The sequence below is a fragment of the Phaeobacter sp. JH20_29 genome (genome assembly GCF_048056175.1).
In the GTDB taxonomy this organism is placed as follows: domain Bacteria; phylum Pseudomonadota; class Alphaproteobacteria; order Rhodobacterales; family Rhodobacteraceae; genus Phaeobacter; species Phaeobacter bryozoorum.
This window is the reverse complement of sequence record NZ_JAYMWO010000022.1, coordinates 128,643-146,535: the sequence shown is the minus strand read 5'-3', so window position 1 is coordinate 146,535 and position 17,893 is coordinate 128,643. Positions and strand designations below refer to the sequence as shown.

General features: G+C 64.5%; 16 protein-coding genes. 8 read left to right on the top strand and 8 right to left on the bottom strand.

Translation table 11 applies throughout. The features are described 5' to 3' along the window. The first annotated feature begins 60 nt into the window (after positions 1 to 60). Positions 61 to 2,343 carry a chemotaxis protein CheA gene (locus tag VWZ85_RS20165; protein ID WP_416589483.1) on the top strand — a complete coding sequence of 761 codons (2,283 nt, stop codon included), beginning with the start codon at positions 61 to 63 and terminating at the stop codon, positions 2,341 to 2,343. A gap of 170 nt (positions 2,344 to 2,513) precedes the next feature. On the opposite strand, the gene VWZ85_RS20160 is transcribed toward VWZ85_RS20165, so the two are convergent. The 5 genes from VWZ85_RS20160 to nthA all read right to left on the bottom strand — a co-directional run bounded on the left by VWZ85_RS20160 (position 2,514) and on the right by nthA (position 6,425). Next, positions 2,514 to 2,759: a DUF2842 domain-containing protein gene (locus VWZ85_RS20160; protein ID WP_340546138.1), complete on the bottom strand. Its 246-nt coding sequence runs from the start codon at positions 2,757 to 2,759 to the stop codon at positions 2,514 to 2,516. Beyond that, the gene (locus VWZ85_RS20155) at positions 2,759 to 4,072 is read right to left on the bottom strand and encodes an adenylosuccinate synthase (RefSeq protein ID WP_416589482.1); all 1,314 of its coding nucleotides are present in this window, start codon (positions 4,070 to 4,072) and stop codon (positions 2,759 to 2,761) included. Before VWZ85_RS20155 ends, VWZ85_RS20160 begins: the two co-directional genes overlap by 1 nt. 663 nt (positions 4,073 to 4,735) lie before the next feature. Further along, positions 4,736 to 5,077 (bottom strand): nitrile hydratase accessory protein, encoded by a 342-nt coding sequence (locus VWZ85_RS20150; protein ID WP_416589481.1) that lies wholly within the window; start codon positions 5,075 to 5,077, stop codon positions 4,736 to 4,738. Continuing rightward, positions 5,074 to 5,802 carry a nitrile hydratase subunit beta gene (nthB, locus tag VWZ85_RS20145; RefSeq protein WP_416589480.1) on the bottom strand — a complete coding sequence of 243 codons (729 nt, stop codon included), beginning with the start codon at positions 5,800 to 5,802 and terminating at the stop codon, positions 5,074 to 5,076. Before nthB ends, VWZ85_RS20150 begins: the two co-directional genes overlap by 4 nt. Next, positions 5,799 to 6,425 (bottom strand): nitrile hydratase subunit alpha, encoded by a 627-nt coding sequence (gene nthA / locus VWZ85_RS20140; RefSeq protein ID WP_416535047.1) that lies wholly within the window; start codon positions 6,423 to 6,425, stop codon positions 5,799 to 5,801. Before nthA ends, nthB begins: the two co-directional genes overlap by 4 nt. 245 nt (positions 6,426 to 6,670) lie before the next feature. Between nthA and secG the strand changes: the two genes are divergently transcribed. From secG to VWZ85_RS20125, 3 genes are all read left to right on the top strand, one after another. Further along, positions 6,671 to 7,033: a preprotein translocase subunit SecG gene (secG, locus tag VWZ85_RS20135; RefSeq protein WP_340546143.1), complete on the top strand. Its 363-nt coding sequence runs from the start codon at positions 6,671 to 6,673 to the stop codon at positions 7,031 to 7,033. Positions 7,034 to 7,295: 262 nt separating this feature from the next. Further along, entirely contained in the window at positions 7,296 to 8,939 is a 1,644-nt protein-coding gene (locus VWZ85_RS20130; protein ID WP_340546144.1) for a CTP synthase, read from the top strand. 249 nt (positions 8,940 to 9,188) lie between these two features. Next, entirely contained in the window at positions 9,189 to 10,091 is a 903-nt protein-coding gene (locus VWZ85_RS20125; RefSeq protein WP_416589479.1) for a fructose bisphosphate aldolase, read from the top strand. 103 nt (positions 10,092 to 10,194) lie between these two features. Here VWZ85_RS20125 and VWZ85_RS20120 read toward each other — a convergent pair whose 3' ends face one another. Beyond that, entirely contained in the window at positions 10,195 to 10,980 is a 786-nt protein-coding gene (locus VWZ85_RS20120; RefSeq protein WP_416541261.1) for a crotonase/enoyl-CoA hydratase family protein, read from the bottom strand. 127 nt (positions 10,981 to 11,107) lie between these two features. Here VWZ85_RS20120 and VWZ85_RS20115 point away from each other — a divergent pair, with 127 nt between their 5' ends. Further along, the gene (locus tag VWZ85_RS20115; RefSeq protein ID WP_416589478.1) at positions 11,108 to 12,217 is read left to right on the top strand and encodes a pyridoxal phosphate-dependent aminotransferase; all 1,110 of its coding nucleotides are present in this window, start codon (positions 11,108 to 11,110) and stop codon (positions 12,215 to 12,217) included. Positions 12,218 to 12,241: 24 nt separating this feature from the next. Here VWZ85_RS20115 and VWZ85_RS20110 read toward each other — a convergent pair whose 3' ends face one another. Next, complete coding sequence (locus VWZ85_RS20110) at positions 12,242 to 13,498, bottom strand: pyridoxal-phosphate-dependent aminotransferase family protein (RefSeq protein ID WP_416589477.1); 1,257 nt, start codon at positions 13,496 to 13,498, stop codon at positions 12,242 to 12,244. Positions 13,499 to 13,874: 376 nt separating this feature from the next. Between VWZ85_RS20110 and VWZ85_RS20105 the strand changes: the two genes are divergently transcribed. The 3 genes from VWZ85_RS20105 (at position 13,875) to VWZ85_RS20095 (ending at position 17,183) form a co-directional block, all read left to right on the top strand. Next, positions 13,875 to 15,716 carry an ABC transporter ATP-binding protein gene (locus tag VWZ85_RS20105; RefSeq protein ID WP_416555044.1) on the top strand — a complete coding sequence of 614 codons (1,842 nt, stop codon included), beginning with the start codon at positions 13,875 to 13,877 and terminating at the stop codon, positions 15,714 to 15,716. A gap of 55 nt (positions 15,717 to 15,771) precedes the next feature. After that, on the top strand, positions 15,772 to 16,512 hold the full coding sequence (locus tag VWZ85_RS20100; RefSeq protein ID WP_340546149.1) for a folate-binding protein: 741 nt from the start codon (positions 15,772 to 15,774) through the stop codon (positions 16,510 to 16,512). A gap of 101 nt (positions 16,513 to 16,613) precedes the next feature. Then, positions 16,614 to 17,183 (top strand): hypothetical protein, encoded by a 570-nt coding sequence (locus tag VWZ85_RS20095; protein WP_416589476.1) that lies wholly within the window; start codon positions 16,614 to 16,616, stop codon positions 17,181 to 17,183. Positions 17,184 to 17,275: 92 nt separating this feature from the next. Here the strand turns inward: VWZ85_RS20095 and efp are convergent, their stop codons facing one another. Further along, entirely contained in the window at positions 17,276 to 17,839 is a 564-nt protein-coding gene (efp, locus tag VWZ85_RS20090; protein ID WP_340546151.1) for an elongation factor P, read from the bottom strand. Positions 17,840 to 17,893: the final 54 nt, after the last annotated feature.

The following is a 17,893-nucleotide window of genomic DNA, read 5'->3' as shown; positions in this document are numbered from 1 at the left end:
AATTTGACCCCCTGGGCGGTCAACGTAGACGGCACTGACTTTGGCGAGGACACCTATCCGATGGTACAGACCAATAAGGTTTTGACAGTCTCCTACGGGACTTTTTCCTGCACATTGGAGGGGTTCGACGATTCTTTCGGCACGATGAAGGCCATTGCGGAGTATTTCCGCGATCTGGCCTCCGATGACCGCTACTTCGGGGCCGAACCGCCGCAGCCGGACGCCGAAATGCTGGCGCGCATCGCCCAGCGTGAGGTCGCCCGCCAGGTCGAGGCGCGCACCAGCGCCGAGGGCATCCACCTGCGCGCCGCCACCCTGCCGCCGCCGCCGCAACAGACCGCACCGCCGCAGAGCGCAACACCGCCCCGCCCCGCTGCCCAGCAGCCCAGCGAAGAGACCTCGCAGCATCGCGCCACCGGCGCCCTCGCCGCCCCTGCTGCCCCGGCCCCTGTCAGCGCTGCCGAACCGACAGACCCCACCGCCCGCGCCGCCCCGGCTAGCGCGCCCAAAGCCCGCGCGCCGCTGTCAGAGCCCTCGGCGACGCCTGTGGCTGAGGTGAAGTTGCAGCCGGTCCAGCAGACCGCACCCACCTCTGCCGCCGCCAGAATCGCCGCAGCCCCGGGAGCCGCTGCCGCCTCGGCCCTCGCGGCCCAGGATGCCCCAGACGATAGCGGTACGGCCGCCACGGCCGATGCCGAGACCAACGCCGAAAGCATCGCCGCCAAGCTGCGCCGCATCCGCGCTGTTGTGGCCAAGACCCCGGTTGATGAGTTCACCGAAGACCAGCACGCCGAACAGGCCCGCGAAGAGGCGGTCAAGGAAATCACCAACGCGCTCTCCGCCGATCACGATGCCGTCGACGCTCCGCGCGCCGCAGATGGCCAGATCGCAGCGCAGGAGCTCGACGAAAACGACGAGGATGACGCCGCCATCGCAGCCGCGCTGAACCGGCTCGACCTCGGCAACACCCCGTCAGTTCCTGCCACACCCAGCGTGCCCAACGTCCCCGAAGGCGCCGAAGAATTCTTCGCCGACAGCAGCAGCGCCACGGATGACACCGAGGCCGACAGCCTTGAGGACGATCTCGACGAGAGGGTCGCGCCCCTGTCGGAAACTGCCCAGCCACAGCCTGCGAAGGCAGAGGTCCAGCAGGCAGAGGTCCAGCAGGCCGAGCGCGCCCCGGAAGAAACCTCAAAGAGCGAGACCGCCGCCGAGACCCCAGCCGCGCCCGAAACCGCCGCGCCCCGCAAACGTGGCCGCGTGCTGCGGATCAAGCGCCGCGATATCGAAGGCGCCATGGCCGATGGCACGCTGGAAAAACTCGACGACACCGCCGCTGCGACTGTGCCCGATACCCCTCCGGCGACACCCGCCGCCCCGGCGCCCGAGGCCGCCGAAACATCCGAGGCCCGACCAGAGACCCGCCCAGAAACCCACAGCAGCCTCTCACCCGATGACGAGGCCGAACTGCTGGCCGAACTCGCCGCCGTCGAGGCCGATCTGCTGGGCAGCGATGATGATGAGGCCTTCTTTGACGACGAGGATGACGAGGACGAGGACAGCGCCGCACCGGCCGCAGCCGTGCGCGCCTCGCCTCGCACTGACGCACCGCTCAACAGCGCCGCAGAGGCCGCCGCCGCCGTGGCGCCGGGCTCCCGACGCGGCGCCACCAGCACCGCCGACAGCGATATCGCCCGTCTGATGGCCGCCGCTGACGAACGCCTGGAAGACCCCGAAAACACCACCTCGCGCGAAACCTACAGCCAGCTGCGCGCGGTCATGGCTGCGGCCTCGACCGAGCGCTCCGCCGGTGGCGCGCTGGAGGCCGAGGACGACGCCCAGGTCTACCGTGACGATCTGGCCAGCGTGGTGCGCCCGCGCCGCCCCGAATCCCGCGAGACCGCCGACCAGCGGCCCGCCAAACCGGCGAGCCGCCCCGCACCGCTGCAACTGGTGCAGGAACAGCGCATCGACGACAGCGCCGCCGCCCCCGTGCGCCCGCGCCGGGTCTCCGCCGCCGTGCTGGCCGAAGAGGCCCCGCGCAACAGCGGCAGCGACGGCGGCTTTGCGGCCTATGCTGCGAAATCCGGCGCCGTGGAACTGGCCGAACTTCTCGAAGCCGCCGCCGCCTACATGAGCTTTGTCGAAGGCCGCGATCACTTCTCGCGTCCGCAGCTGATGAACAAGGTCCGCGATGTCGATGGCACCGACTTCAACCGCGAGGACGGGCTGCGCAGCTTTGGCCAGCTCCTGCGCGAGGGCAAGATCGAACGCGCCGACAATGGCCGCTTCACCGCCTCCGGCCAGATCGGCTTCCAGCCTGGCAACCGCGCCGCAGGCTGATCCCCGACCCAGATGACACAAAAAAAGGCGGCCCCCAAAGGCCGCCTTTTTAGATTGAGACCAGCCCGGCGTGACACTGCCGACCTGTCATCTTTCCCGAAATACTCCGGGGTGAATTGACCGTCAGGTCAAGAGGGGCAGCGCCCCTCGCCGGCTGTTATCCCGGCGCCTCAGCCCTGATCCTGATCCGCATCATCCGGATCCGCCTTGCCGACACCGCGAAAGACGAATTTGAACGGCAGGATCCACAGGACACCCAGCAGCACATAGACAATCAGCTCAACCAGCAGCGACGGCCGGTCCAGCCAGCTGATCACATTGACCGCCAGCACGATATAGACCGGCATGCCAATCAGCAGGATCACCAGCGCCCAGCGCCGCCGCGCCTTATAGCTCAGACCACCCTCTCCCGACATCAGTCGGCAAAGGGATCGGTCACCAGAATGGTGTCGTCCCGCTCCGGGCTGGTGGACAAAAGCGCAACCGGGCAGTCGATCAGCTCTTCCACGCGCTTGACGTATTTGATGGCATTGGCAGGCAGGTCGTTCCAGCTGCGCGCCCCTTCGGTGCTCTCGTGCCAGCCCGGCATCTCTTCATAGATGGGGGTGCAGCGCGCCTGCTGGTCGGCTGCGGTCGGCAGATAGTCCAGACGCGCGCCGTCCAGCTCATAGCCGACACAGATCTTCAGCGTCTCGAACCCGTCCAATACGTCCAGTTTGGTCAGCGAAATGCCGGTGATGCCGGAAGTGGCACAGGTCTGACGCACAAGGCAGGCATCAAACCAGCCACAGCGGCGCTGACGGCCGGTGGTGGTGCCGAATTCATGACCACGGGTGCCCAGACGCTCGCCATCCGCATCCGGGGTGCCGTCTTCCTTCAAAAGCTCGGTCGGGAACGGGCCTTCGCCCACACGGGTGGTATAGGCCTTCACGATGCCCAGCACATAGTCGATGGAGCCCGGACCAATGCCCACACCGGTTGCCGCCTGACCGGCAATCACGTTGGAGGAGGTCACAAACGGGTAGGTCCCGAAATCAATATCCAGAAGCGCACCCTGCGCCCCTTCAAACAGGATCCGCTTGCCCGCCTTGCGCTTTTCATTCAGCACTTTCCACACCGGCGCGGCAAAGGGCAGGATATCCTTGGCGATCTCTTTCAGCTGCGCGATCAGATCGTCGCGATCCACGGCTTCGATGCCCAGACCCTTGCGCAGCGGATCATGGTGCTGCAACGCACGATCAACACGCGCGACCAGGGTCGCCTCATCCGCCAGATCCGCGACACGGATCGCACGACGGCCCACCTTGTCCTCATAGGCCGGGCCGATGCCACGACCGGTGGTGCCGATCTTGGTGCCCTTGGAGGCCGCCTCTTCGCGCGCCCGGTCCAGCTCGCCATGCAGCGGCAGGATCAGCGGCGTGTTCTCCGCAATCATCAGCGTCTCGGGAGAGATGTCCACGCCCTGGGCGCGCACGGTCTCGATCTCTTTCATCAGATGCCAGGGGTCCAGCACCACGCCATTGCCAATGACCGAGAGCTTGCCGCCGCGCACCACGCCCGAGGGCAGCGCGTGCAGCTTGTAGACCTTGCTGTCGATCACCAGCGTATGACCGGCGTTATGGCCGCCTTGAAAACGCGCAATGACATCAGCGCGTTCGCTGAGCCAATCGACAATCTTGCCTTTACCTTCGTCACCCCATTGGGCGCCGACTACCACGACATTGGCCATCTCAGGTCCTCATGTATGCTGGTTGAAACCGACGCTCCGTATAACGAGACCGCGCAGACAGGGGAACCGGTTTTTCGTCGCAGGCGCGGGAATCCACGGCAAAGCCCCCTGCTGCGTGGCGAAAATGGACGATCAGGCCGCCGCGCAGCGCTGTTGCGCGTGGAGCGCCCGTCGCAGGGCCGTTGCGTCCGCAGCGCGCGCCCTCTTCACCCCTTCGGGATCAGGATATGTCAGTCTGGACGCGGATCGATCCCCCGCGTCAGGGTCACTTAAGCCCGGCGCACCCACACGCACAGGAGACCGGCCCCGATCCCATCGGGGGCGTGTCAGGATATCCTGCCTGCGCAGGCCCCATCCGGGCCTGTCCACCTCCACCGGCGGCGCCGCCATCCCTGTTTTTGGCACAGCGCGAGACCGCAACCGAGACGAGACAGACAAACAGACCGATAGACTGGGACGGCGAAACAGAGACAGAAGGGACGCGAGAGAGCGACAGAAGAGACACCCAGACCCGAACAACACAGGCCCGAACGACCCAGGTCCGAACGACCCAGACCCGGTGCGGATCTCCCCGCGCCGCACCATCAGCCGTGGCGGTGGCGCCCCGAACCGGTGCAGCTGCGCCCGGCCCTCCGCAGACGATATTTCCGGCCACTCGCCCGACTAATCCGCAGGCAGCTCAACCGGCATGCCATGTGGCGTCGACAGATAGGCCGCCTCCCAGCGGGCGCGCATCCCCTCGGCATCGGCAGGGGCCACCCGGCCTGTCTCTGCCAGAAACATCTCCAGCGTCTCCAGCCAGACAGCAAAGTAATCCTCGCCCCCGTTCAGATCGCGCTCCAGCCCATGGCGGCGCAGGCTGGCAGAAAACCGCGTCACCCAGTCGCCCCAGGACAACGCCCCGCTTTCGTTCAGATGCACCGTCAGCGCAAAGACCTGCGCATGCCACGGCTGTTCAAAGGCCGGTTCCGGGCGCTCTGCCACCGACGTGTCAGTTGTGCTCATGCCGGCTCCAGATAGCTTTGCCACAGGTCCAGAACCACCTCGTCGCGCGGATGCTCCGGCGCGCTCCACAGCTCGGCCGCCGGGAACACCACCGCATAAAGCGGCTCCGGCGCCTCCCCCAGACCATGTGCGGCACTGTCCGGCAGAACATGCGTCCCATGCAGGCGCAGCACGCGACCGCTGGCGCCCACTGCATAGCCGGGCAATCGGGTGTGACCGCCCGCCACCAGCCGGTTGCCACCGGGGCGGCGACAGCGCACCGCATCGCCCGGGGCAAAGACCACCGGCACATCAGAGGGCCGGTCCGCCGGCCCGCCCTTGGCGAGGGTTGCGGCCACATCCGATGCCTTCAGCGCACGGGCAGCGAGCGGATGCGGGGCCACGGCCTCTGCGCCCGTGCCGTCTTTCTGACGCCCCCCTGCCTCGGCTGTCGCCAGATCCGCGCGGCTCAGCACACCCTTTTCCACCAACAGCGTCGCCAGACCGGCCAGCCATTTCTCGTAGTAGGAAAACCGCGTGTAATCCTTCGGTGCCAGCCGCTCGCGGGCGTGGCGCGAGGTGTCGATATTCCACTGCCCCAGCGCGCCGCAGGCCAGCGTCACCGCCAGGGCACGGGCGTGCCAGTCTTCGGCAAAGACCTCTTCGGCAAAGACCGGGGCATCCTCTGCCTCGGGCACCACCGGCCCGTCCCCGAATCGCCCGCCCATGTCATGCAGCCTGCTCATGTCGCTGCCCCCTCGGGCAGCTGTGCCAGACCGGTGCCGATCATGCTGTCGCGGCTGACCAGCGCCGCCAGCGCGTCCTCGCTCAGCCCCTCACTGCCCGCAGGCCGCATCGGCAGCACCAGATAACGGACCTCAGCGGTGGAATCCCAGACCCGCACCGCGGTGCCGTCGGGCAGGCTCACGCCGAATTCCGCCAGCACCTTGCGCGGCTCGCGTACCGCTCGGGCGCGGTAGGCGTCGGATTTGTACCAGCCCGGCGGGATCCCCAGCAAAGGCCAGGGGTAACAGCTGCATAAGGTGCAGACGACCATGTTATGCTGCTGCGCGGTGTTCTCGACCACCACCATATGTTCACCCTGACGGCCATAATACCCAAGCTCCGCCAGCACCGGATCGGCATCAGCCAGCAGACGCGCCCGAAACTCAGGATCAGCCCAGGCCCGCGCCACCACGCGGGCGCCATTGGCCGGGCCGATACGGTTCTGATAGGTATCGATAATTTCATCCAGCGCCGCCGGATCAATCAGCCCCTTTCGGGTCAGCACCGTCTCCAGCGCCTTGACACGCAGGGCGGGGTCCGGGGGCAACAGGCTATGCGGGGCGTCTGCGTGATCATGAGGCATAGGGCGAGACTGCCCGCTGCGGCGCAAAGCTGTCCAGTCACAATCCGTCATGATCCCGATCACCAGCGGTGATGCCCGCGCGCAGCCGCAGCAGCCGGACCTCTCATGCGCCGTTTTCTGCGGATTTGATGCGCCCGAAACGCCGCAGGTCCGCCTTCTCCGCCCTTCGGCAAACTGAGCCCTTGCCCCTCAGAGCAATCTTCCCTATTTACCGCCCGATACTCAGCCAACCGCCGTAGGATCCTATGGAAAACGTCGTACTCATCATCCATCTTCTTCTGGCCCTGGGGCTGATTGCCGTTGTCCTCTTGCAGCGCTCCGAAGGCGGCGGCCTTGGCATGGGCGGCGGCGGTGGCGGGGCTATGTCCGGCCGTGCAGCAGCCACCGCGATGAGCAAGGTGACTTGGATCCTGGCCGTGGCCTTCATCGCCACATCCATCACGCTGACCATTCTGGCAGCACAGAAATCCGCAGGCTCTTCGGTTGCAGATCGCCTCTCGGCGCCTGCCGCAGAAGGCGCTGCCGACACACCCGACACCCCGCTGGGCAGCGACCTGCTGCCGCCGGTGCAGGGTGACAATGCACCGCTGGTTCCCAGCGCAGACTAATCCGGCCACCCGGCCCGGAGGACCCTCGGATCGGCCCGACAGCCAATTGCGCTTCGGGCAGATCCGGCAAGACCAGAGCGTCTGACGCGGGATTCGCGAGGATCCACTACACTTAGAATGAACAAAAGCAGCCGTAACAGCATCTTGCGGCTTGCTTGCGCATTTTGCGCGAATCCTTTATATGTAAAGCCCCGTGATGCTGCGGTTTCTGCAACCGCCGGGCAGCTGAATTCTGACTTCTCACGGGGGCAGCCGAACAGACATGGCGCGTTTCATTTTCATTACTGGCGGTGTTGTATCATCTCTGGGCAAAGGGCTGGCATCCGCCGCTCTTGGGGCACTTCTGCAGGCGCGCGGCTATTCCGTCCGCCTGCGCAAACTGGATCCCTATCTGAACGTCGATCCGGGCACGATGAGCCCCTTCGAACATGGCGAGGTCTTCGTCACCGACGACGGTGCCGAAACCGATCTCGACCTCGGTCACTACGAACGTTTCACCGGCGTGGCCGCCCGCAAGACCGACTCGGTCTCCTCGGGCCGGATCTATTCCAACGTGCTGGAAAAGGAACGTCGCGGCGACTACCTCGGCAAGACCATTCAGGTCATTCCGCATGTGACCAATGAAATCAAAGACTTCATCTCCATCGGTGAAGATGAGGTTGATTTCATGCTCTGCGAAATCGGCGGCACCGTCGGCGACATTGAGGGGCTGCCCTTCTTTGAAGCGATCCGCCAGTTCGCCAATGACAAGGCGCGTGGCCAGTGTATCTTCATGCACCTGACCCTCCTGCCCTATATCAAGGCCTCCGGCGAGCTGAAAACCAAGCCGACCCAGCACTCGGTGAAGGAGCTGCGCTCCATCGGTCTGGCACCGGATATCCTGGTTTGCCGCTCCGAAGGGCCGATCCCGCACAAGGAACGCGAAAAACTGGCGCTGTTCTGCAATGTGCGCGCCGACAGCGTGATTGCCGCGCAGGATCTGAAATCCATCTACGAGGCCCCGCTGGCCTATCACCGCGAAGGTCTCGATCAGGCGGTTCTGGATGCCTTTGGCATTGCGCCGGCCCCGAAACCCAATCTGACCCGCTGGGAAGATGTGGCCGATCGCATCTACAACCCCGAAGGCGAGGTCAAAATCGCCATCGTCGGCAAATACACCCAGCTGGAAGACGCCTATAAATCCATCGCCGAGGCGCTGACCCATGGCGGCATGTCCAACCGCGTGAAGGTAAAGATCGAATGGGTCGATGCCGAGCTGTTCGACAAGGAAGACGCCGCCCCCTACCTGCAAGGCTATAACGCCATTCTGGTGCCCGGCGGCTTTGGCGAGCGCGGCACCGAGGGCAAGATCAAGGCCGCGCAATATGCGCGCGAGCACAAGCTGCCCTATCTCGGCATCTGTCTGGGTATGCAGATGGCCGTCATCGAGGCTGCGCGCAATGTCGCGGGCATCGCGGAGGCAGGCTCCGAGGAATTCGACCATGAGGCAGGCAAGAAACGCTTTGAACCGGTGGTCTATCACCTGAAGGAATGGGTGCAGGGCAACCACACCGTGGCGCGCAAGGTCGATGACGACAAGGGCGGCACCATGCGTCTGGGCTCCTACAACGCCACGCTGGCCGAAGGCTCCAAGGTGGCCGAGGTCTATGGCACCACCCGGATCGAGGAACGCCACCGTCACCGCTATGAGGTGGACACCAAATACCGCGAGCAGCTGGAAGCCTGTGGCCTGAAATTCTCCGGCATGTCGCCGGATGGTCGCCTGCCGGAAATCGTCGAATGGACGGATCACCCGTGGTTCATCGGCGTACAGTTCCACCCCGAGCTGAAGTCGAAACCGTTTGAGCCGCACCCGCTGTTTGACGATTTCGTCCGCGCCGCCAAGGAAGCCTCGCGGCTGGTCTGACCGGCACAGCGCCCGACGCATCGGGCCTGACTGAAACACACCAAAAGGCAGACCACCCCGGTCTGCCTTTTTTGCGTGCGAACGCCTGACGGATATGCCTGCCTGCGATGTTTCGCCGAACCGCCGCCCGGTCGCGTCACTGTTAGCGGAGGCGTTAGCGCAACCACTTGATACAGATAGTTGTTTCCTGCCGCAGGCGCGGTATAGACGATGCCAGACAGACAATCCCTTTTCGTGGAGACCCGACCTATGGCGCAAGAAACCTCGACCCAGACTGCTCAGCTCGATCGCATCGCAAACGGCAAGGGCTTCATTGCGGCGCTCGATCAGTCCGGCGGGTCAACCCCGAAGGCGCTGGCGCTTTATGGCGTGACCGAAGACGCCTACCGCAATGACGACGAGATGTTCGGCGAAATCCAGAAAATGCGTGCCCGCATCATCACCGCACCGGATTTCAACAGCGAAAAGATCCTCGGCGCGATCCTGTTTGAAAAAACCATGGATGCCGAAATCGACGGCCTCCCGGTGCCCGCCTACCTGTGGGACAACTGCGGCGTTGTACCTTTCCTCAAGGTCGACAAGGGCCTCGCGGATGAGGCGGACGACGCCCAGACCATGAAACCGATGCCCGATCTTGATCAGCTGCTGTCGCGCGCGGTACAGGCCGGGATTTTCGGCACCAAGATGCGCTCGGTGATCAAGGGCGCCAATGCCACCGGCATCAAGAACGTCGTCGGCCAGCAGTTCATCGTCGGCCGCCAGATTGCCGCTGCCGGTCTGCTGCCGATCATCGAACCCGAAGTGGACATCAACTCCGCCACCAAAGCCGAGGCGGAAACCCTGCTGAAGGCTGCGATTCTGGACGAGCTGAACGCCCTGCCCGCCGATACCAAAGTGGCGCTGAAACTGACCATCCCGACCGAGGCCGGTCTCTATGACGATCTCGCCGCCCATGCCAATGTGGTGCGCGTTGTTGCGCTGTCCGGCGGCTACACCACCGATGACGCCTGCGAAAAGCTGGCCAAGAACAGCACGATGATCGCCTCCTTCAGCCGCGCCCTGACCGAAGGTCTGAATGTCGCGATGAGCGACAGCGACTACAACGCAGCGCTTGGCTCCAACATCGACAAGATCTACCGCGCCTCGATCTGACGATCACGCCGCCCCTGTCGGGGACAGACACCAAGGTAAAGAGCCGCGCCGGTCAGATCCCGGCGCGGCTCTCTTTCATTGCACTGACTGGCTGACGTCGGCCTCAGTCGAATTTGGGCGCGCGGTTCTGCATCTGGGCGGCGACCACTTCCATCTGCTCAGGCTTGCCGATCAGACCGACCTGAACACGGGATTCCTCCAGCAGCACCTCGGCGCGATCCGCGCTGGCCTCGGCCGTCTCGATCAGCGTTTTTGCCGCGCGGATGGCGGCGGGGCTTTGCCCAGCGATCAATGACGCCAGTTCATGGGCGCGGGCGATGGGATCCTCGGCCAGCTCGGTGACCAGCCCCCAGTCCAGCGCCTGCGGCGCCGACACTTTCTCCGCCGTATAGGTCAGCCGCCGCAGCACATCGGAGCGCAGCAGCCGCGGCAAGAGCACCATGCCGCCCATATCCGGCACGATCCCCCATTTCATCTCCATCACTGAAAACCGCGCATCGGGCGCAGCAATGCGGATATCGGCCCCCAGCGCCAGTTGCAGACCGCCGCCAAAGGCCACGCCATTGATCGCCGCAATCACCGGCATCGGCAGGCGACGCCAGACCATTGCCACCTGCTGCACCTGATTGGCATCGCCATGAGAGCGGCTCATCAGCCACTCTGTCGGGTCTTTCATCCCCATCTGGGCAAAGCTCATCAGATCAAGGCCGGCGCAGAACGCCTTGCCCTCGCCCGAGAGCACAACCACCCGCGCCTTGCTGTCCATCAGGCTTTCGCCAGCGGCAATGATCTCTTCGATCATCTGGCTGTCCAGCGCGTTCATCTTGTCACCGCGGGTCAATGTCACCCGTGCAATATGGTCTTCGATCTCTACCGATACCCGTGCCATCTCGGCGCCCTCCTTCTTGGAATTTCCGTTGGCGGCAGACTGCCCCGGATCCCGGCAGTGATCCAGCGTAACGCCGGGGCAAAGCGACGCGCTTGCCCGGACGCACCGGATCACGTTATCTCAGCCCATGACACAGCCACGCTACACCCCGCTTGCCCACTCCCTCCCCGCCTCTGTCCCCTTTGTCGGGCCGGAAACCCAGGAGCGCCAGCGCGGCGCGCCCTTCACGGCGCGGCTGGGCGCCAATGAAAACATCTTTGGCCCCTCGCCCAAGGCGATTGCGGCCATGCAGGCCTCGCTGGGCGAAATCTGGAAATATGGCGACGCCGAGAGCCATGACCTGCGCGAGGCGCTGGCCGCGCATCACGGTGTTGCGCCCCAGAACATCATGATCGGCGAAGGTATCGACGGGCTGCTGGGCTATCTGGTGCGGCTGCTGATTGGCGAAGGCGATGCGGTGGTGACCTCGCTTGGCGCCTATCCGACCTTCAACTACCATGTCGCGGGCTTTGGCGGCCTGTTGCATACCGTCCCCTACAAGGACGACCACGAAGACCCCGCCGCGCTCTTTGCAAAGGCCGCCGAGGTGGATGCCAAGCTGGTCTACCTCGCCAATCCCGACAATCCGATGGGCAGCTGGCACAGCGGCGCTGATCTGCTGGCCGCGATGGACGCCCTACCAGAGGGCTGCCTGCTGCTGCTGGATGAGGCCTATATCGACTGCGCCCCCGAGGGCACTGCCCTGCCGATAGATATCGACGATCCCCGCGTGATCCGCACCCGGACGTTTTCCAAGGCCTATGGCATGGCCGGTGCGCGGGTGGGCTACGTGCTGGCAGAGGCCGGGCTGGTCAGCGCCTTCAACAAGGTGCGCAACCATTTCGGCATGAACCGCACCGCTCAGATTGGCGCATTGGCGGCCCTGCGGGATCAGGCGTGGCTGGCCGAGGTGCTGGGCCGCATTGCCACCGCGCGCAACCGGATTGCGCAGATTGCCCGCGACAATGGGCTAACGCCCCTGCCCTCGGCCACCAATTTCGTGGCCATCGACTGTGGCAGTGACGGTGCCTTTGCCAAATCGGTGCTGGAGAGTCTGGTGGATCAGGGCGTGTTTGTGCGGATGCCCTTTGCGGCGCCGCAAAACCGCTGCATCCGGGTCAGCTGCGGGCCGGAGGATCAGCTGGACGCCTTTGCCCGCGCGCTGCCCCTCGCGCTGGAGCGGGCGCGCAACGGCTGAGGCTGCGTCAGGGCCTGCTGCGGATCACCCGCAGCAGCTGCCTCTCTCTGATGTGTCTGCAACAGATGCCGCGCCACCCCCGGCGATCACCTGTGAGGCCGCCTCCAGCGCGCCGGATCCATGCGGGATCTCCAGCGCCTTCAGACCGGCATCAACCCCGCCCAGCAGCCCCATGATCATCTGACCGTTCACATGGCCCATATGGCCCAGCCGCAGGAACCCGTGCCACTCAGGGCTGTTCGGCGGCGCCATGCCAAGGCCGATGCCCAGCGTCAGCCCAAGGGTCTGTTCCACCCAATTGCGCAGGCGCGTGCCGCGATCGCCGCCGATATGCAGCGATGTGACCGCGTTTGACCGCAAAGCGACCTCCTGCACATTCATCCGCAGCGGGCCACCTTCGCCCCAGCAGTCACAGGCCGCCCAGATCGCCTGTGCCAACAGGTGATGGCGCGCCCAGACGGCCTCCATCCCCTCACCGTGGATCAGATCCAGTGCGGCCCGCAGACCATAGAGGTGATGCGTGGGCGCGGTGCCGCCGAAATACTGGTAGAATTCCTCCGGGTTGGCGCGCGGCTGCCAGTCCCAATAGCGGCTGACCCGTGGCAGGCGGGCGCGGGCCTCCGCCGCCTTTGGCCCGAAGAAGACAAACCCCATGCCCGCAGGCACCATCAGCCCCTTCTGGCAGGCCGAGACCATCACATCCACGCCCCAGTCGTCCATCTCGAACCGGTCACAGCCAAGCGAGGCAATGCAGTCGACCATCAACAGCGCCGGGTGGCCGCAGGCATCCAGTGCCGCGCGCATTGCCGTCACATCATTGCGGATCGCGCTGGAGGTATCGACATGCACCGTCAGAACCGCCTTGATCCGCTGGGCGGTATCGGCGGCGAGATGGCTGGAGATCTGGTCCATGTCCCAGGCCGAGCCGGTGCCGAAATACAAAAGCTCCACCTTGATGCCGAGCGCCTCCGCCATTTCCGACCAGCCAATGCCAAAACGGCCCGAGGCGGCGACAAGCACCGTGTCACCCGGCTGAAGGGTGTTCAGCAACGCCGCTTCCCAGGCGCCGTGACCGTTGGAGATATAGATCGCCACATCATGATCGGTGCGCGCCACCCGGCGCAGGTCCGGGATCAGGGTTGCCGTCATCTCCACCAGTTCACCGGCGTAGATATTCGGCGACGGGCGGTGCATCGCCTGCAACACCGCGTCCGGCATGACCGAGGGGCCGGGAATGGCCAGATATCCGCGTCCCGCGGCAAGGGAAACACCCGCTGTCATGCTGCACTCCTATGTTTATCTGGGCAAACTGTGACGCGCGTCTGCGGTGGCTGCAACCCCTTGCAACGGCGCAGCACGCGCATTTGACGCAGCGGTTTTTACCGCCGCCCAGAGCTGGCCCATCGGCTGCGAAAGCCGCGCCATGCTTGCACCTTTTCCCCCAGCTGCTTAAATGGCTCAGGCCTGACGTGGATGTCAGCGCCAGAAAAAACCACATCGGTTGTGATCCTTGCCCCAGACTGACCCCAAGACGACGCCCCCATCCGCAACGCCGGACACGCCGGACGCCCCTGCGGTGGATGCCGCCCCCTCGCCCAGGCGGGCGGTGGCACCCGCCACGGCAGAGGCCCCGGCCATCAAGTCAAAGCCCGAGCACATGTCCTCGCGCGAGCTGCTGGGCTGGCTGTGGCGCGGCTATCTGCGCCATTACATGGGCCTGTTGGGGCTGGCGATCGTCTTCATGCTGATCGAAGGCGGCACCGTTGGTGGCCTCAGCTACATGATGCAGCCGATGTTCGATCTGGTGTTTGTGGCGGGCAATACCACTGCGCTGTTCTGGGTCAGCCTGGCGTTTTTGATCATCTTCTCCATGCGCGGGATTTCCAGCGTCTGTCAGAAGGTCATTCTCAGCAAGATTTCCCAGACCTCCGCCGCCCATATGCGCAAGGACATGCTGGCGCGGCTGATCCGGCAGGATCCGTCCTTTCATCAGGTGAACCCGCCCGGTTTCCTGATCCAGCGGGTGCAGAGCGATGTGATGGCGATCAATTCGGTCTGGCAGGCGCTGATCACCGGTGCCGGCCGCGATGTCACGCAGATGGTGGCCGTTCTGGCAGTGGCGATCAGCGTTGACTGGCGCTGGACCGCGATCATGCTGGTCGGCCTGCCGATGCTGCTGTTGCCGCTGGCGGCGGTGCAGCGCTATGTGCGGCGCAAGGCCTCGCAGGCGCGCGATCTGGGGGCCTCGCTGTCGACCCGGCTCGACGAAATCTTTCACGGGATCGTGCCGATCAAGCTGAACAATCTCGAAGACTACCAGACCGACCGTTTCGGCGGCCATATGGACCAGTTTGTCCGCTCCGAAGTGCGCGCCTCTTTTGGTGTGGCCTCAACCACCGGGATGATCGACATCATGGCCGGCTTGGGCGTGATGGGCGTGGTGCTTTATGGCGGCGCCGAGATCATCGAGGGCAAGAAGACCGTGGGCGAGTTCATGAGCTTTTTCACCGCCATCGGTCTGGCCTTTGACCCGATGCGCCGGTTGGCCTCGATCAGCGGCACCTGGCAGGCCGCGGCCGCCGCCATGGAACGCATCAAGGAACTGATGGACTCGCCGATCAAACTGGTGTCGCCGGAGACGCCGGTGCCCGCCCCCAATGGCCTGCCCGAGGTGGCGCTGAGCGATGTCACCCTGCGCTATGGCGACTCGGATGTGTTGCGCGAACTGTCGCTGGTGGCAGAGGCCGGCAAGACCACCGCGCTGGTTGGCGCCTCCGGGGCCGGGAAATCCACCATCTTCAACCTGCTCACCCGGCTGGTGGACCCGCAGGAAGGATCAGTGACCGTGGGCGGCGTCGCCGTGCGGGACATGGATCTGGATGATCTGCGCGGGCTGTTCTCGGTGGTGACCCAAGAGGCGCTGCTGTTTGACGAGACCCTGCGCGAAAACATCCTGCTGGGGCGCACTGATGTGAGTGATGAGCGGCTACAGGAGGTTCTGGAAGCCTCGCATGTGGCCGATTTCCTGCCAAAGCTCGCCAATGGGCTGGATACGCTGGTGGGTCCGCGTGGCTCGGCCCTGTCCGGTGGCCAGCGTCAGCGGGTGGTGATTGCCCGCGCGCTGCTGCGTGACACGCCGATCCTGCTGCTGGATGAGGCGACATCGGCGCTGGATGCGCAATCTGAAAAGGTGGTGCAACAGGCGCTGGAGAAACTCTCGGGCGGGCGCACCACGCTGGTGATCGCACACCGGCTGTCGACCATCCGCAATGCCGACAAGATCGTGGTGATGGAACGTGGCCGTGTAATGGATCAGGGCACCCACGAGGAACTGCTGGAGCGTGGCGGCATCTATGCCGATCTCTACCGGTTGCAGTTTCAGGACGGCAAAACGCTGGTGGACCGCGCAGGCGTCGCCGCACAGGCGCCCAGACAGTTCAGCGAAGGCGGCGACCAGCCGCGCTGGTTCCAGAAACTGGCCCGGCGCATGTTCGGCTAGGCCTTACCCACTTCGCGACCTACATTGCCTTCGTGATCTTTCAGGAGCCTGACCCATGACCAACCGCCGCATCCTGCGTCTTTCCGGCGCTGACACCCGCGACTTCCTTCAGGGGTTGATCACCAATGATGTCGCCAAGGTGGATCAGGGGCTGGTCTATGCCGCCCTGCTGACCCCGCAGGGCAAATATCTGGCGGATTTCTTTGTCGCCGCTGATGGCGATGACCTGCTGGTGGACGTGGACGAAAGCCTCGCCGCGGGGCTGGCGAAACGGCTGACAATGTACCGGCTGCGCGCCAAGGTCACCATCGAGGAAACCGATCTGGCCGTGCGCCGGGGCACCGGGCCGGCGCCTGAGGGCGCGCTGGCGGATCCGCGCCACCCGGATCTGGGCTGGCGCGCCTATGGCACCGAAAGCGGCGAGGACGGCAGCAACTGGGACGCCATCCGGGTCGCCCATTGCATCCCCGAAACCGGCATCGAGCTGGGGCCGGAGAGCTACATTCTGGAAGCCGGGTTTGAGCGGCTGAACGGCGTCGATTTCCGCAAGGGCTGCTATGTCGGCCAGGAGGTCACCGCCCGGATGAAACACAAGACCACCCTGCGCAAGGGTCTTTCCACCGTCGCCATCGAGGGCAGCGCGCCCATCGGCACCGAGATCCGCCGCGCCGACAAAGCCGTCGGGACGCTGTTCACCCAGTCGGGCGAACACGCGATTGCCTATCTGCGATTCGACCGTGCGGGCGACGATATGTGTGCGCAGGACGCACGGGTTCACTGGCAGGTTAAGACCTGAGGCGATTCCGTGGCCGCCACCCGAGATCGTGACGCGACGTCACATCGGGAGCGCGGCCTCGGGCGGCTATGTCTCAGACATCATTTCACGAGGATAATTTCATGCGATTGCTCCCCTGCCTTGCCCTGACGCTGCTGCCCCTGCCCGCGTTTTCCAGTGACTACTGGGAATATCAGGACTGGTCCGTCGCCGCCGATATGCGCGTCACCGAAGAGCACGACTGGCGCGATTGCACCGCCTGGACCGGCGGCGACGGGCTGCCGCTGCTGCGCCTCACGGTGACCGAAGGCGATGTCGGCCCGCCCGAAACCTACCCCCAGCTTGAGCTGTTTGAGAGCGCCGCGCGCCATTATCCGACGCAGGTTCAGAACGGTCAGGCCATCGGCTTTATCATCGACCAGAAGGCGGTGTTCTACGGTATCGCCGATGCCGAGATCAACGAGGAAGGCATTGCCGAAGCGCGCGCCATGGTCCGCTGGATGGATGCGCTGAACACCATTCTCTGGATGCAGGACGGCGATCGGATGGAGGTGCGGACCGTGGTGCCCTATGGCGCGGGCGAGGTGGTTCTGGATGCCTCTCTGGCCGGGTTCACCGCTGCCTATGGCAAGATGATGGACGAATGCGGCCACAGTCTGGAACTGCGCAAGATTGAAATCGACTACAACTGATCGGCTCTGCCACCTGTTGTGACACCATGAAAAAACCCCCGCAGGACAGCCTGCGGGGGTTTTCATTTGCTGAAGCTGTTGGCGCTAACCGCTTAGGCGCGCTCAGAATATTCCATGGTCTCGGTATTGACGACGATCATCTCATCCTGACCGACAAAGGGCGGCACCATGACCTTGACGCCATTGTCCAGGATCGCAGGCTTGAAGGAGTTGGCAGCGGTCTGACCTTTGACCACCGGCTCGGTCTCGACAATCTTGCAGGTGACTTTCTGCGGCAGCGTTGCGTTCAGCGCCTCGGATTCATGGAATTCCACAACGATGGTCATGCCGTCCTGAAGGAACGGGCGGCGATCGCCCAGCAGGTCGGCGGGCAGCTCGATCTGCTCATAGGTTTCGGCATCCATGAACACCAGCATGCCGTCGCTCTCATAGAGGAACTGCTGGTCCTTCTGTTCCAGTCGGACCTTTTCGACCTTGTCGGCGGAGCGGAACCGCTCGTTCAGTTTGGAGCCGTTGCGCAGGTTGCGCATCTCGACCTGGGCAAAGGCGCCGCCCTTGCCGGGCTTCACGTGATCGACTTTGACAGCGGCCCACAGACCGCCGTTGTGTTCGAGAACATTGCCGGGGCGGATCTCGTTACCGTTGATTTTGGGCATGACAAAAATCCCTCTCGGGTGGTTGATGAACTGTTAACCGCCCCTATATCTGGC